Below are 12700 nucleotides of genomic sequence, written 5' to 3'. Positions count from 1 at the left end.
TCGCCCTCATTGCCGTTGCTCGAAAGCTGCTCACCATCCTCAACGCCATGATGCGCGACAGAAAGCCCTATCGGACAGCCCCTTCAACATAACAGTTGCCGGCTTTCGCCGGGACGACGTGGTGAGGGGGCGTGCATGACGCTTTCCCTCCGCCTCCGCGCTGCGATCGTCTCGCTTGCGCTGCTCGTCGTCTTCCTCGGCGCCTGGCACCTCGCGACCCGCGGCAGCGGCACGACGGCGGCCATGAGCCCCGAATACGCCAGGCTGATGGGGCTGACCGCAACCCAGGGCAAGTCGGCGATGCCCGGGCCGCTCGATGTGGGCGCAAAACTGTGGGAGCATCTGAAGCGGCCGTTCTACGACAACGGGCCGAACGACAAGGGGCTCGGCATCCAGCTCGCTTATTCGATCGGGCGCGTCGGGCTCGGTTATCTGATCGCGGTCGTCGTCGCGATTCCGCTCGGTTTCATGATCGGGATGTCGCCCTTGATCAGCAAAGCGCTCGATCCATTCATCCAGGTGCTGAAGCCGATCTCGCCGCTGGCCTGGATGCCGCTGGCGCTCTACACCATCAAGGATTCCTCGATCTCGGCGATCTTCGTCATTTTCATCTGCTCGGTATGGCCGATGCTGCTCAACACCGCGTTCGGCGTCGCCAGTGTGCGCAAGGAATGGATCAACGTCGCGCGCACGCTCGAGGTCGGCACCATCAGGCGCGCCTTCACCGTGATCTTGCCGGCCGCGGCGCCGACTATCCTGACCGGCATGCGGATCTCGATCGGCATCGCCTGGCTCGTGATCGTCGCCGCCGAGATGCTCGTCGGCGGCACCGGCATCGGCTACTTCGTCTGGAACGAGTGGAATAATTTGTCGATCACCAATGTGATCATCGCGATTCTCTTGATCGGCCTCGTCGGCATGCTGCTGGACCAGGTGCTGGCGCGGTTCACGCGCATGGTGACGTTTCCGGAGTAGGTGGTGATGATGTTCACGAGCGGCGCTGCATGTTCGGCTCGCCCCGCGCGCGGGGAGAGGCCGGATTGCATCGCTAGATGCAATCCGGGTGAGGGGGGCCGTCCGCGAGTCCAACTCTCACCTGCTTTGCGGAGAGCCCCCCTCACCCCAACCCTCTCCCCGCAAGCGGGGGGAGGGGGAGGAGAGAGCGTTCGATGACCGACAAGTTCATCTCCATCGAGGGCATCGCGCGGCGCTATCCCGGCGCGGGCGGCGGCGCCACCACCACGGTGTTCGAGAATTTCTGGCTGTCGATGGCGCGGGGCGAGTTCGGCTGCGTGATCGGCCATTCCGGCTGCGGCAAGACCACGGTGCTGAACATCCTCGCCGGCCTCGACGAGCCCAGCGAGGGCACCGTCATCGTCGACGGGCAGGGCATCGAGGGCACCAGCCTCGACCGCGCCGTGATCTTCCAGAGTCATGCGCTGCTGCCGTGGCGCACGGTGCTCGGCAACGTCTCCTATGCCGTCAGCTCGAAGTGGCGCAAATGGGACCGTGCACGGATCAGGGCGCACGCGCAGAAGTTCATCGACCTCGTCGGGCTGACCGGATCCGAGCACAAGCATCCGTCCGAGCTCTCCGGCGGCATGAAGCAGCGCGTCGGCATCGCGCGGGCGCTGTCGATCACCCCGAAGATCATGCTGATGGACGAGCCGTTCTCGGCGCTGGACGCGCTGACCCGCGGCACGCTGCAGGACGAGGTGCGGCGGATCTGCCTGGAGACCGGGCAGACCACCTTCATGATCACCCATGACGTCGACGAGGCGATCTTCCTCGCCGACAAGATATTCCTGATGACCAATGGTCCCGGCGCGGTGCTGGCCGAGATCGTCGAGAATCCGCTACCGAAGGAGCGCGGCCGCATCGACCTGCACCGCCATCCCTATTACTATGCGCTGCGCAACCATATCGTCGATTTCCTGGTCAGCCGCAGCAAGAGCTTTGCCGCCGAGGTAACCGGTCACGATCCGCGCCGCGTGCCGACGGTGCGGCCCGGCGTCGGCGAACCTACGATCGTCTCGCCACCGCGCGTCGTCGAACCCAATCCCGCGCAGAGTGCTGCGCGCTGAAGCCTGAGGAGGAAACCCCATGAAACGCGAAGACCTCACCGAGAAGCTGCTCGACATCAAGCGCGAGAAGGGCTGGAGCTGGAAGCACATCTGCGAGAAGATCGGCGGCTATTCCGAAGTCCTGATCGTGGGAGCGATCCTCGGCCAGATGAAATTGACGAAACCGCAGGCCGCCAATGCCGGCGAGCTGTTCGGGCTGTCGAAGGCCGAGACCGCGATGCTCAACGAGGTGCCGATGCGCGGCGCCGGCACGCCGATGCCGCCGACCGATCCCCTGATCTACCGCTTCTACGAGATGGTGATGGTGAACGGCCCGGCGTGGAAGGCGCTGATCGAGGAGGAGTTCGGCGACGGCATCATGTCGGCGATCGACTTCGACATGGCGATGGAGCGCGTCGCCAATCCGAAGGGCGATCGGGTCAAGATCACCATGAGCGGCAAGTTCCTGCCGTACAAGTATTACGGCGCCAGCGGCAACGTGCCGGAATACGGCTTCAAGGAGGAGTGAGGCCGGGGGGAGCGGAGGGCGAGTAGCGAATGGATTTCTGCCCATCCGCTGCTCCCTACTCATTAATCCCTACAGGATCGTGCCCGGCGTGTAGCTCGCGGCTTCCGGCTTGGCCTTGGCCAGCGCTTCGACCTGCTCGGCGAAGTGGTCGACCTGGGCGGCGGCGTCGCCGGAGTTGGCGCGACCTTGCTCGAGCACGAGCTGCAGCTCGGCCGCGCTCAAGCCGAGCCGCTGATCGGCGGCGAGCCGCTGCAGCAGATCGTTCTGCACGATCTTGCCGGTGCGCAGGTCGCCGATCGCCGCGACGGCATGCTCCTTGATCGCCTCGTGGGCGCCTTCACGGCCGGCCCCCTTCTTCACCGCTTCCATCATCACCGTGGTGGTCAGCAGGAAAGGCAAATAGCGGTTGAGCTCGGTCGCGACGACGGCCTCGAACACCTCCATCTGATCGAGCACGGTCAGCAGGGTCTCGAGCAGGCCGTCCATGGCGAGGAAGGCATCGGGCAGCATGACGCGGCGGACCACGGAGCAGGAGACGTCGCCTTCGTTCCACTGATCGCCGGCGAGGCCGGCGGCCATCGCGAGATAGCCCTTCAGGATCACATGCAGGCCGTTGATGCGCTCGCAGGAGCGGCTGTTCATCTTGTGCGGCATCGCCGAGGAGCCGACCTGGCCCTTGGCAAAGCCTTCGCTGGCGAGCTCGTGGCCGGCCATCAGGCGGATGGTCTTGGCGAAGTTGCCGGGGCCGCTGGCGAGCTCGGTAAGCAGGCTGACCGCACGGAAGTCGAGGCTGCGCGGATACACCTGGCCGACGGCGTCGAGCGCCTTCGGCAGGCCGAGGTGAACCAGGATGTTCTGCTCGAGCGCGCGCGCCTTGCCGGCGTCGCCGTTGAACAGGGTGATCTGGTCGAGGCGGGTGCCCACCGCGCCCTTCAGGCCGCGCGCCGGATAGGTTTGCAGCACGTTGACCAGGCTCTGATGCGCCAGCAGCATCTCCTCGCCGGACATGGCGATGCGCTTGCCGAGCGTCGTGACCTGCGCGGCCACGTTGTGGGTGCGCGCCGTGAACGGGATGTCGCGCAATTGCTTCGCGCGCCTGGCAAACCGGACGAGCGCGGCGAGGCTCTTGGTCTCGACCAGCTGCAGCGCGCGGTAGACCTGCAATTGCTCGACGTTCTCGGTGAGGTCGCGGCTGGTCATGCCCTTGTGCAGGTGCTCGTGACCGGCCAGATCGCAGAACTCCTCGATGCGCGCCTTGACGTCGTGGCGGGTGACGCGCTCGCGCTGCATGATGGACTTGAGGTTGATCTGGTCCTTGACGCGCTCGTAGCTTTCGATCACGCCGTCCGGAACCGGGATGCCGAGATCGCGCTGGCCCTTCAGCACGGCGATCCAGTAGTCGCGTTCGAGGCGGACCTTGCCTTCGCCGCTCCAGATGGCGCGCATGGCGGGCGAGGCGTAACGTTCGGCGAGGACGTTGGAAATGTGATCTTGGGACATGATCCCGCTCTCTTGGCATTGCCTGAGGCTGCCTGCAAGCCGCGACCTGTCATGAATCGTCGGGTCTGGTAGCACGAGGGCCGGGCTTGCGGTGTTGTCCCCACCATACCAGATATCTGGATACGCCGCCCGAAGCGATCCGCAAGGAATCCCAAAGGCGATTCGGGCGGCGTTGGCATGGTCAGCGCCGCCCGGTGCACCGCGTCAGAGCGAGAGCGCCACCGCGGCCGGCCCGCAGCTGATGCCTGCGGTGTTCGACACGGCCGCATCGCTGGTCCAGCTCTCCCCGTCCGTCGTCTTGTACAGGAACTGGCCGTTCGGGCCCTGGTGCAGGATGTACAGCGTGTCGTTGAACACGACCGGCGCGGCGTTGCCGAAATTGCCGGGCGTGTCGGGGACCTGGAGGTCGGCGCCCCAGCCCTCGTAGCCGTCGAACTTCTTGTAGAAGAACAGACCCGTTGGGTCGTTGAAAAACAGGTAAATCTGGTTCTTGTACAAGGCGGCGCCCGGGCCGTTGCTGAGGCCTTCCGTGCCGGCGACCGGATTGCTGCGCCAGGCGCTGCGATCGAAGGTCGCGTACCAGAAACGGTTCGTGTTGCCGGGTTCGCTATAGCCGGGCCCGCGGCCGAACACGTAAAGCGTGTCGCCGAGCACCACGGCGGCCGGCGTATCCACGTTCTGGTAGGCGACGGAGATGAGGTGGTTGGTTCCGGAAGTGTTGATCTCGGATCCGAAGCTGCTGGTGCCGTCATAGGTCTTGTACATCAGGTCGGACCGGCCGGGATTCGAGTAGAGCAGATAGATCAGGCCGTCATACGCGACGGCGGCCACACCGGCGTTCACGCCGGCGGTGCCGGGCACCTGGGCTGCGTCCGTCCACAACTCGCCGTCATAGATCCGGTAATAGAGGGACTGGTTGATCGGATAGAACACATACAGGTTGGTGTTGAAGATGACGGCTGCCGGCGTGTTGCTGATCCAGGTGTTGCCCGGCAGCGGGACGTCGCCGCTCCAGGCCTGACCGTTGAAGACATTGGTGAAGAATTGCGGACTATTTCCAACGCCCTTGTGCAGGGAAAACAGCCAGGTCTTCATTTCGGAAATCCTCCATGGCGACGAAACGCCGCCTCTGATCATCGGTGCAATGGATCGACGTGCGCGGGATTGAATGGAATGGACTGACCGTACGCGAGCGGGCGTCGTCTTCTACATCCGATTCACCGAGGGTTGTGTGAAGATGTTCACTCACCCTGGAGGAGGAGGCGGGAAATGTTGTGCGCAGATTGAGAAGTGCAAACAGCGCCGCGATGCGAGCGGCGATGTGGGAAGAATGGATTTCGGGAAGAGGCGCGATAGCGAGCGGGTGCATCCCCGCTCGCCATTCGCTGTTTGCTATTCGGCTTTCGCGGCGGCGAACGCCTCGCGGACGTCCTTCACCGGCGCCATGTCGCGGACGAAGCTGAACGCGCCGTTGTCCTTCATCTCGCGGGCGCTGCGCAGGAACGCAGCCAACGCGTGACGCTGCATCGCGCCGCCGACGCTGATGCGCTTGACGCCGGCGGCCGACAGCTGCGCGAGCGTCAGGGTCGGATCGGCAAAGCCCATCACGAGGTTGAACGGCTTCTTGACCGACGACACCACGGTGCGGATGGTGTCGACGTCGTAGAGGCCCGGCGAATACAGCACGTCGGCGCCGGCGGCCTCGAACGCCTGCAGCCGCTTGATGGTGTCGTCGAGGTCCTTGCGTCCCCACAGAAAGTTCTCCGCGCGCGCGGTCAGCGTGAACGGGAAGGGCAGCGCCCGCGCCGCCTCGACGGCGGCATGCACCCGCTCGACCGCGAGCGTGAAGTCGTAGATCGGATGCTCGCGGTTGCCGGTCGAATCCTCGATCGAACCGCCGACCACGCCGGCCTCGGCCGCGCGCGCGATCGCCTGTGCCGCGGTCCTGGGATCGTCGGCGCCGCAATTCTCCAGGTCGGCGTTGACCGGCAGGTCTGTGGCCTCGGCGATGACCCGGCAGTTGTCGATGATGGCATCGAGGCTCACGGCGGACTGCCCGAGCGTATTGGCGAGCCCGAGGCTGGTGGTCGCCAGCGCCTCGAAGCCCATCGCCGCCAGCAGCTTCGCAGTGCCGGCATCCCACGGGTTTGGAATGATGAAGGTGCCGGGCCGTTGATGCAGTTCGCGAAACCGTGCTGCCTTGTCTGCCTGGGTGCGCATGTGAACTCCTGAGGGTTGGAAAAAAGCGCCTGAAAGCAGCGATAGGGTGGTTTCGGCCATCAGACAAATTTGTTATTTTTCTCCGTATCATCAGTTTTTTGCATGAGGCGGCAGATGGACAGCGACGCGCTCAACACGTTCCTGGTGGTGCATCGCCGCGGCGGGATCTCTAACGCCGCGAAGGCGCTACATCGCTCGCAGCCGGCGATTTCACGCCGCATCGCATTGCTCGAAGAGGAGCTCGGCGTACCGCTGTTCGAGCGGATCGCGGGCAAGACGCGGCTGAGCGATGCCGGGCGGGTGATGGTGCCTTATGCCGAGCGCGCGGTGGCGGCGGCGCAGGATGCCGAAAATGCGGTGCGCGCGCTGCTGCGCGAAAATTCCGGCCCGGTGGCGCTGGCGGTGACCGGCACGCTGGCCGGCGAACGGCTCTCGAAGGTGCTGAAGCGCTTTGCCGGCCGGCATCCGGACGTCGCGCTGACATTGCGCACGGCGACCAGCGCCGAGGTCAGCGATCTGATCCGGCGCGGCGAGGCGACGATCGGGCTGCGCTACGACCGCGACCGCTCAGGCGATCTCGATTGCGAGGTGCTGTACGCCGAGCCGCTTCAGGTGGTCTGCGCGCCGGACCATCCGCTGGCGGGACGCCGCGTCGGCAAGCTCGCCGACCTCCGGGATGAGCGGTGGATCGCGTTTCCCGAGGTGCCGGGACGGCGCGAGATCACGGCCGCGCATGTGTTCGCCCTGTTCCTGACCCACGGGCTCGGCGAGGTCGCCTGGACGCCAGTCGACAGTCTCACGGCGCAGAAGCGGCTGGTTGAGGCCGGCCTCGGGATCGCGCTGCTGTCACAGAGCAACGCGGCGGAGGAACTGGGGAGCTCCAGGGTCGCGACGATCCGCGTCGGCAATCTCGCCGCAACTCACGAGGTCGTCGCGGTGACGCGGCATGACGGCTTCCTCAGCGCCGCGTCACGATTGTTGCTGAAAACGATCCGCGCAGAATTCGGCCGTTCGAAACCGTCGGTGCGCTGACCGACGAACAGCCGATGCCGGCTCGGCTAGGCCGTCACGAGTTGCACGACATAGGTGTAAGGTCCGTTCGGGCTGCGCTGCGCATTCCATGCGCAATACCAGCCGCTGCCCCAGGGCAGGCCGGTATCCCATCCATTCGAGCTGATGTTATCCCACTGCCATGCTTTGACGTTATCCTGGGGGTTGGACGGGAAGAACTGGCCCGAATAGACCATGATTTGCCCCTGCTGGGCACGGAACGGCGCGGTGGTCTGCCATGACAGCCAGAGGTTGCCGTGAAGCTGATACGCATTGAGATACCAGGTGTAGGTCCCCGACTGGGTTTTGACCGCCTGGGCCTGGTCCGTAATATCTCGCGTCGAAACCATCTCGTTCATTGAGCAATCTCCCTTAGGTTGTATTGTGAAGAGAAGCAATCTTAGATTTAAATTTCGATTTTTGCAACCAAAGATCGCTCACGAAGTGGTGTTGGAGGAGAAAGTTGTGTTACCAAATGTATCGCGAGCGACCGGCGGTTGATCCGCGTGGCAAAGTGCCTCGAAGCGGGCGCGGTGCGGGTTCGCGGCGCCGACAGCCGCGCGCCCAATCTGTTTCCAGCGAGGCGCGAGTTGTTTGATGCCGCGAAAGTTTGTGAACCGTGGCGACAATGCGCATGTCACGGTTTCGCTCTGAGCCCCGATGAAGCAGATCACAGGGTTGTGGTTTATTTTACTATCAACGTTGGAGTGTCGATCGAGCCGCGCCCGGTCGAAGGACGGCGGAGCGGGTTTCACGGCAAAGGAGAGATTTGGGGGGCGCATGACGGCCGCTGCCCGAAGACGGCGGGTTCTCGCCGACACCAGCAATGCGTCGTGAAGCGAGAGTTATTTCAGGCTGCCGTTTGTCGTTGGCAGCGGCAAAGCCTCGCCGCCCGGAGGCGACGAGGCGACGCTTGAGCGGCGGCCGCTGGAATTAGGTTCCGGCCTTCACCTGCGCCGTGGCAACGGCCAGCAGCTCATCCATCTTGGCGCGGACGTCGCGCTCGGTGACAGCCTGGCCCTTGGCGGTGAGGTCCCTCAGGACCTTGTGCAGCACGTCATTGTCGCCGGCTTCCTCGAAGTCGGCCGCCACCACTTCCTTGGCATAGGCGCTGGCGGCGTCGTCCGTGATGCCGACCTTCTCGGCCGCCCACAGTCCGAGCAGCTTGTTGCGGCGGGCTTCAGCCTTGAACTTCTGTTCCTCGTCGAGGGCGAACTTCTTCTCGAAACCTTCCTCGCGCTTGTTGAATTCGTTCATGGCTGAAGTTCCAGTTCCCTTGCTGAATGAAGGGCGTTCGCGCGTTGCGGCAGCCCCGATGCCTGCCTAAATAGGTGGGAGGAATCGGCAAGACAACGAGCCGTTAAGCCGCAGGCAAAACAGGCGGAATCGGGCCTTTTTGATAGGGCGGTATAAGTGCCCTGAAGGGGGCACTATCGATTGTGCTGGATGGGCCAATCGGATAGGTTGCCAACAGGCATGGTTCTTGTTCTGTTTCCAGTTGGATTGCCCAGGTTCCAGGCCTCCGCGGCAGCTCCGTCGTGGGTCGTAACCCCAAGTCATCCGGAGCACCCAAATCCATGGATTTCAACAAAACACGGTACATCCCAATGAGCCGTCGACGCCGTATCTATGAAGGCAAGGCCAAGGTGCTTTATGAAGGCCCCGAGCCGGGAACCCTGATCCAGCACTTCAAGGACGACGCGACCGCGTTCAACGCCAAGAAACACCAGGTGATCGAGGGCAAGGGCGTCCTCAACAACCGGATTTCGGAGTACCTGTTTCAGCACCTCAACGACATCGGGGTGCCGACCCACTTCATCCGCCGCCTCAACATGCGCGAGCAGCTGATTCGCGAGGTCGAGATCGTGCCGCTCGAGGTGGTGGTGCGGAACGTCGCCGCCGGCTCGCTGTCGCAGCGGCTCGGGATCGAGGAGGGCACCCAGCTGCCGCGCTCGATCATCGAGTTCTACTACAAGAACGACCAGCTCAACGACCCCATGGTGTCGGAAGAGCACATCACCGCCTTCGGCTGGGCCACGCCGCAGGAGATCGACGACATCATGGCGCTGGCCATCCGCGTCAACGACTTCCTGACCGGCCTCTTCCTCGGCATCGGCATCCGCCTCGTCGACTTCAAGATGGAGTGCGGGCGGCTGTTCGAGAACGAGATGATGCGGATCATCGTCGCCGACGAGATCTCACCGGACTCCTGCCGGCTGTGGGACATCAAGTCGAACGAGAAGCTCGACAAGGATCGTTTCCGCAGGGATCTCGGCGGCCTGCTCGAGGCCTATACCGAGGTCGCGAAGCGGCTCGGCATTCTGATCGAGAACGAGCGGCCGGCCGGCAGCGGCCCGGTGCTGGTGAAGAGCTAAGCTGAAGGGGCGACCGTGAAGGCACGTGTAACTGTGACATTGAAGTCGGGCATCCTCGATCCGCAGGGCAAGGCGATCGAGGGCGCGCTGAAATCGCTCGGCGTCGACGGCGTCGCCAGCGTCCGCCAGGGCAAGGTGTTCGACATCGAGCTCGCCGCGACCGACAAGGCCAAGGCCGAGGCTGCGCTGAAAGCCGCCGCCGACAAGCTGTTGGCGAATACGGTGATCGAAAACTATCGGGTCGAACTGCTCTAGGCCGCATCGCAATGAAATCAGCCGTCCTCGTCTTCCCCGGTATCAACCGCGAGCGCGATATGGCGCGCGCGCTCAAGCTCGCATCCGGCAATGAGACCGCGATGGTCTGGCACGCCGAGACCTCGCTGCCCAAGGGTACCGACCTCGTGGTGGTGCCCGGCGGCTTCTCCTACGGCGATTACCTGCGCTGCGGCGCGATCGCGGCCCGCGCGCCCGTGATGGACGCGGTGCGCGACTTCGCAGCCTCGGGCGGCCTCGTGCTCGGCGTCTGCAACGGTTTCCAGATCCTCTGCGAATCCGGGCTGTTGCCGGGCGTGCTGATGCGCAATGCACAGCTGAAATTCGTCTGCCGCGACGTGCATATGAAGGTCGAGCGTTCCGACACGCCGTTCACCCGCGGCTACAATGCCGGCCAGGTGATCCGCGTGCCAGTGGCGCATGGCGAGGGCAATTACGAGGCGGACGAGGAGACGCTGAAGCGGCTCGAGGGCGACGGGCGGGTGCTCTATCGCTATTGCTCTCCGGAAGGCGTGGTGGACGAGGCCTCCAACTTCAACGGCGCCGCGCATTCGATCGCCGGCATCGTCAACGAGCGCGGCAACGTGCTCGGCATGATGCCGCATCCGGAAAACCACGTCGAAGAGATCATGGGCTGCACCGACGGCCGCGGCCTGTTCGCAGGGCTGGTCCAGCAGTTCGAAAAGGCGGCGTAACCGTCATGTTTGGAAGGTGCTTTGCCGCAGCGGCAGCCGCGCTGCTGCTTGCGACGGCGGCGCACGCCCAGGATCCCTCGAAGCTCGACTTCCCGAAGCGTCCGATCACGATGATCGTGCCGTTCACGGCCGGCGGCACCTCCGACGTGATTGCCCGCGCGGTCGCCGACCAGATGGCCGCAGCGCTCGGCCAGAGCATCATCATCGAGAATGTCGGCGGCGCCGGCGGCTCGACCGCGCTGACCCGTGCCGCGCGTGCGGAGCCGGACGGTTACACCATTGCGATCGGCAACGCAGGCACCAATGCGGCGACGTACACCATCTATCCGAAGCTGGCGTTCACGCCTGACTCATTCGCACCGATCGCCGTCGTGGCAAAAACCTTCGGCATCGTCGCGCTGCGCAAGGATTTTCCGGCCAAGGATCTGAAAGAGTTCATCGACTACGCCAGGAAGAATCCGGGCAAGGTCAATCTCGGCCATGCCGGCGTCGGCTCGTCGAATTACCTGATCTGCAAGAGCTTCGTGCATGCCGCCGGGATCGACGTGCAGCTGGTCGGCTATCGCGGCGCGGCCCTCGCGCTGACGGATGCGATCGGCAGCCAGATCGACGGCGTCTGCGATGCCGCCGCCTCGGTGTCGCAGGCGATCGACGACAAGCTGGTGAAAGCGGTCGTGGTCGGCTCGACGGTGCGGCTCGGCTCGCTGCCGGAGCTGCCGACCTCGGCCGAGGCCGGACTGCCCGAGTTCGAGGCGCAGGGCTGGAACGGGCTGTTCGCGCCGAAGGGCACCCCGCCCGAGATCATCGCCAAGCTGAACGCCGCGGCGCGCAGCGCGGTTGCGAGCGCGGCGGTGAAGAAGCGCTTCGTCGATCTGTCGACGGTTGCACCCGACGCCGACGAGCTCGCGCCGGAGGTGCTGCAGCAGCTCGTGACCCGCGACGTCGCGAAATACCGCACGCTGCTGGCGGACGACAAGAAGTAGGCCGGGCATCTATCTCCGCAGCCGGCCCAGCCAGCGCTTGACCGCTTCAGTCGGCACCGTCATCGCGGCGACGCCGGCCATCACCAGGACGAGCCCGAGCACGAGGTTCGACGGCACGGATTCCCCGAGCAGGATCACCGACAGCGCGACGCCGATCGGAATCCGCAAATAACCTTGCGCGTTGGTGGTGAGCGTGCCGAGCCGCGTCAGGCACATGTAGAACAGCATCAGGCCGAACGCGCTGGAGAAGATGCCCATCACGACGGTGGCGACCAGCGCTTGCGGCGTCGGGTGTAGCGTCCAGGGATGGTCGACGATCAGTGCGACCGGCAGCAGCACGGTGCCGCCGAACAGCAGCGAGCCGGCGGCGACCACCATCGGATCATAGTCCGACAGTCTCAGCCCGAAGATCGTGGCGCAGGCGAACGAGACGGTGGCGAGCAGGATCGCGATCTCGGCGACAATCTCCTTGCCGAAGCCCGAGAGCGCGCCGAGGCCGATGATCGCGACCGTTCCGGCGAGGCCGAGGATTGCGCCGATCAGCTTGAGCAGCGAGGCCGGCTCGTGCCGCGTGATCGCCCAGGTGATCAGAAAGGCGAAGATCGGCGTCGTCGAGGCCAGCACCACGGTGTTGGACGCCGGCACGTAGAGCTGCGCCCAGGTGATCACCAGGAACGGGATCGTCGAGTTGATGGTCTGCTGGAACGCGAACAGCTTCCAGGCCTTGATGTCGGTCGGGATGCGGATGCCGCGGATCCGCAGCACGATGAGCAGAAAGGCTGCCGCGACCAGCGAGCGGGCTCAGATGAAGGTGACGGGCGGAATCGAGCCGAGGCCGATCTTGGTCAGCGGATAGGTCGAGCTCCAGCAGCAGGCCAGCGCCAGCAGCAGCGCGTAGTCGCGCCAGCCATGCGCACCGGGCGCTGACGTCGGCGAAGCAGGCGCGATCGCGGGAGCCGTCACGACGCCCGTCTCTTGTTTTTGCATGATCATTCCGGAAAACCGCTTCGCA

Annotated in this window: 14 protein-coding genes and 1 pseudogene; 8 read left to right on the top strand and 7 right to left on the bottom strand. The window is 64.6% G+C overall.

Translation table 11 applies throughout. From position 1 onward, the window contains the following. The first annotated feature begins 135 nt into the window (after positions 1–135). The 3 genes from ntrB (at position 136) to cynS (ending at position 2592) form a co-directional block, all read left to right on the top strand. Entirely contained in the window at positions 136–975 is an 840-nt protein-coding gene (gene ntrB / locus BRSPCE3_RS34415) for a nitrate ABC transporter permease (protein WP_244071320.1), read from the top strand. 194 nt (positions 976–1169) lie between these two features. Then, positions 1170–2084 (top strand): ABC transporter ATP-binding protein, encoded by a 915-nt coding sequence (locus BRSPCE3_RS34410; RefSeq protein WP_244071318.1) that lies wholly within the window; start codon positions 1170–1172, stop codon positions 2082–2084. A 19-nt stretch (positions 2085–2103) separates the two neighbouring features. Next, on the top strand, positions 2104–2592 hold the full coding sequence (cynS, locus tag BRSPCE3_RS34405; protein ID WP_092115321.1) for a cyanase: 489 nt from the start codon (positions 2104–2106) through the stop codon (positions 2590–2592). Between the two features lie 69 nt (positions 2593–2661). On the opposite strand, the gene purB is transcribed toward cynS, so the two are convergent. The 4 genes from purB to BRSPCE3_RS34385 form a co-directional block, all read right to left on the bottom strand. Continuing rightward, positions 2662–4095, bottom strand: coding sequence for an adenylosuccinate lyase (purB, locus tag BRSPCE3_RS34400; RefSeq protein ID WP_375709999.1), 1434 nt, complete (start codon positions 4093–4095; stop codon positions 2662–2664). A 201-nt stretch (positions 4096–4296) separates the two neighbouring features. After that, positions 4297–5187 (bottom strand): hypothetical protein, encoded by an 891-nt coding sequence (locus BRSPCE3_RS34395; RefSeq protein WP_244071314.1) that lies wholly within the window; start codon positions 5185–5187, stop codon positions 4297–4299. Next, positions 5144–5461 (bottom strand): hypothetical protein, encoded by a 318-nt coding sequence (locus tag BRSPCE3_RS34390; protein ID WP_244071312.1) that lies wholly within the window; start codon positions 5459–5461, stop codon positions 5144–5146. The genes BRSPCE3_RS34395 and BRSPCE3_RS34390 overlap by 44 nt, the downstream gene beginning before the upstream one ends. Positions 5462–5484: 23 nt before the next feature. Continuing rightward, complete coding sequence (locus BRSPCE3_RS34385) at positions 5485–6312, bottom strand: isocitrate lyase/phosphoenolpyruvate mutase family protein (RefSeq protein WP_244071311.1); 828 nt, start codon at positions 6310–6312, stop codon at positions 5485–5487. Between the two features lie 114 nt (positions 6313–6426). Between BRSPCE3_RS34385 and BRSPCE3_RS34380 the strand changes: the two genes are divergently transcribed. Continuing rightward, positions 6427–7344: a LysR family transcriptional regulator gene (locus BRSPCE3_RS34380; RefSeq protein WP_244071309.1), complete on the top strand. Its 918-nt coding sequence runs from the start codon at positions 6427–6429 to the stop codon at positions 7342–7344. A 26-nt stretch (positions 7345–7370) separates the two neighbouring features. Here the strand turns inward: BRSPCE3_RS34380 and BRSPCE3_RS34375 are convergent, their stop codons facing one another. Together BRSPCE3_RS34375 and BRSPCE3_RS34370 are read right to left on the bottom strand one after the other, a co-directional pair. Further along, complete coding sequence (locus BRSPCE3_RS34375) at positions 7371–7721, bottom strand: hypothetical protein (RefSeq protein WP_244071307.1); 351 nt, start codon at positions 7719–7721, stop codon at positions 7371–7373. Between the two features lie 574 nt (positions 7722–8295). After that, positions 8296–8619, bottom strand: coding sequence for a DUF1476 domain-containing protein (locus BRSPCE3_RS34370; RefSeq protein ID WP_244071305.1), 324 nt, complete (start codon positions 8617–8619; stop codon positions 8296–8298). A gap of 350 nt (positions 8620–8969) precedes the next feature. On the opposite strand from BRSPCE3_RS34370, the gene purC reads away from it, so the two are divergent. From purC to BRSPCE3_RS34350, 4 genes are read left to right on the top strand one after another with little or no spacing between them, the layout of a single operon-like run. Then, positions 8970–9737, top strand: coding sequence for a phosphoribosylaminoimidazolesuccinocarboxamide synthase (purC, locus tag BRSPCE3_RS34365; RefSeq protein ID WP_016843454.1), 768 nt, complete (start codon positions 8970–8972; stop codon positions 9735–9737). 15 nt (positions 9738–9752) lie between these two features. Continuing rightward, complete coding sequence (gene purS, locus BRSPCE3_RS34360; protein WP_026192985.1) at positions 9753–9992, top strand: phosphoribosylformylglycinamidine synthase subunit PurS; 240 nt, start codon at positions 9753–9755, stop codon at positions 9990–9992. A gap of 11 nt (positions 9993–10003) precedes the next feature. Continuing rightward, complete coding sequence (gene purQ, locus BRSPCE3_RS34355; protein ID WP_244071303.1) at positions 10004–10705, top strand: phosphoribosylformylglycinamidine synthase subunit PurQ; 702 nt, start codon at positions 10004–10006, stop codon at positions 10703–10705. Positions 10706–10710: 5 nt separating this feature from the next. Then, entirely contained in the window at positions 10711–11688 is a 978-nt protein-coding gene (locus tag BRSPCE3_RS34350) for a tripartite tricarboxylate transporter substrate-binding protein (protein ID WP_244071301.1), read from the top strand. Between the two features lie 9 nt (positions 11689–11697). Here the strand turns inward: BRSPCE3_RS34350 and BRSPCE3_RS34345 are convergent. Then, positions 11698–12675, bottom strand: a pseudogene (locus BRSPCE3_RS34345) (DMT family transporter). Between the last annotated feature and the right edge of the window lie 25 nt (positions 12676–12700).

It is taken from the genome of Bradyrhizobium sp. Ce-3 (assembly GCF_022835695.1).
Lineage (GTDB): Bacteria > Pseudomonadota > Alphaproteobacteria > Rhizobiales > Xanthobacteraceae > Bradyrhizobium.
The sequence above is the reverse complement of the archived record's forward strand: the minus strand, read 5'-3'. Positions and strand labels throughout refer to the sequence as shown.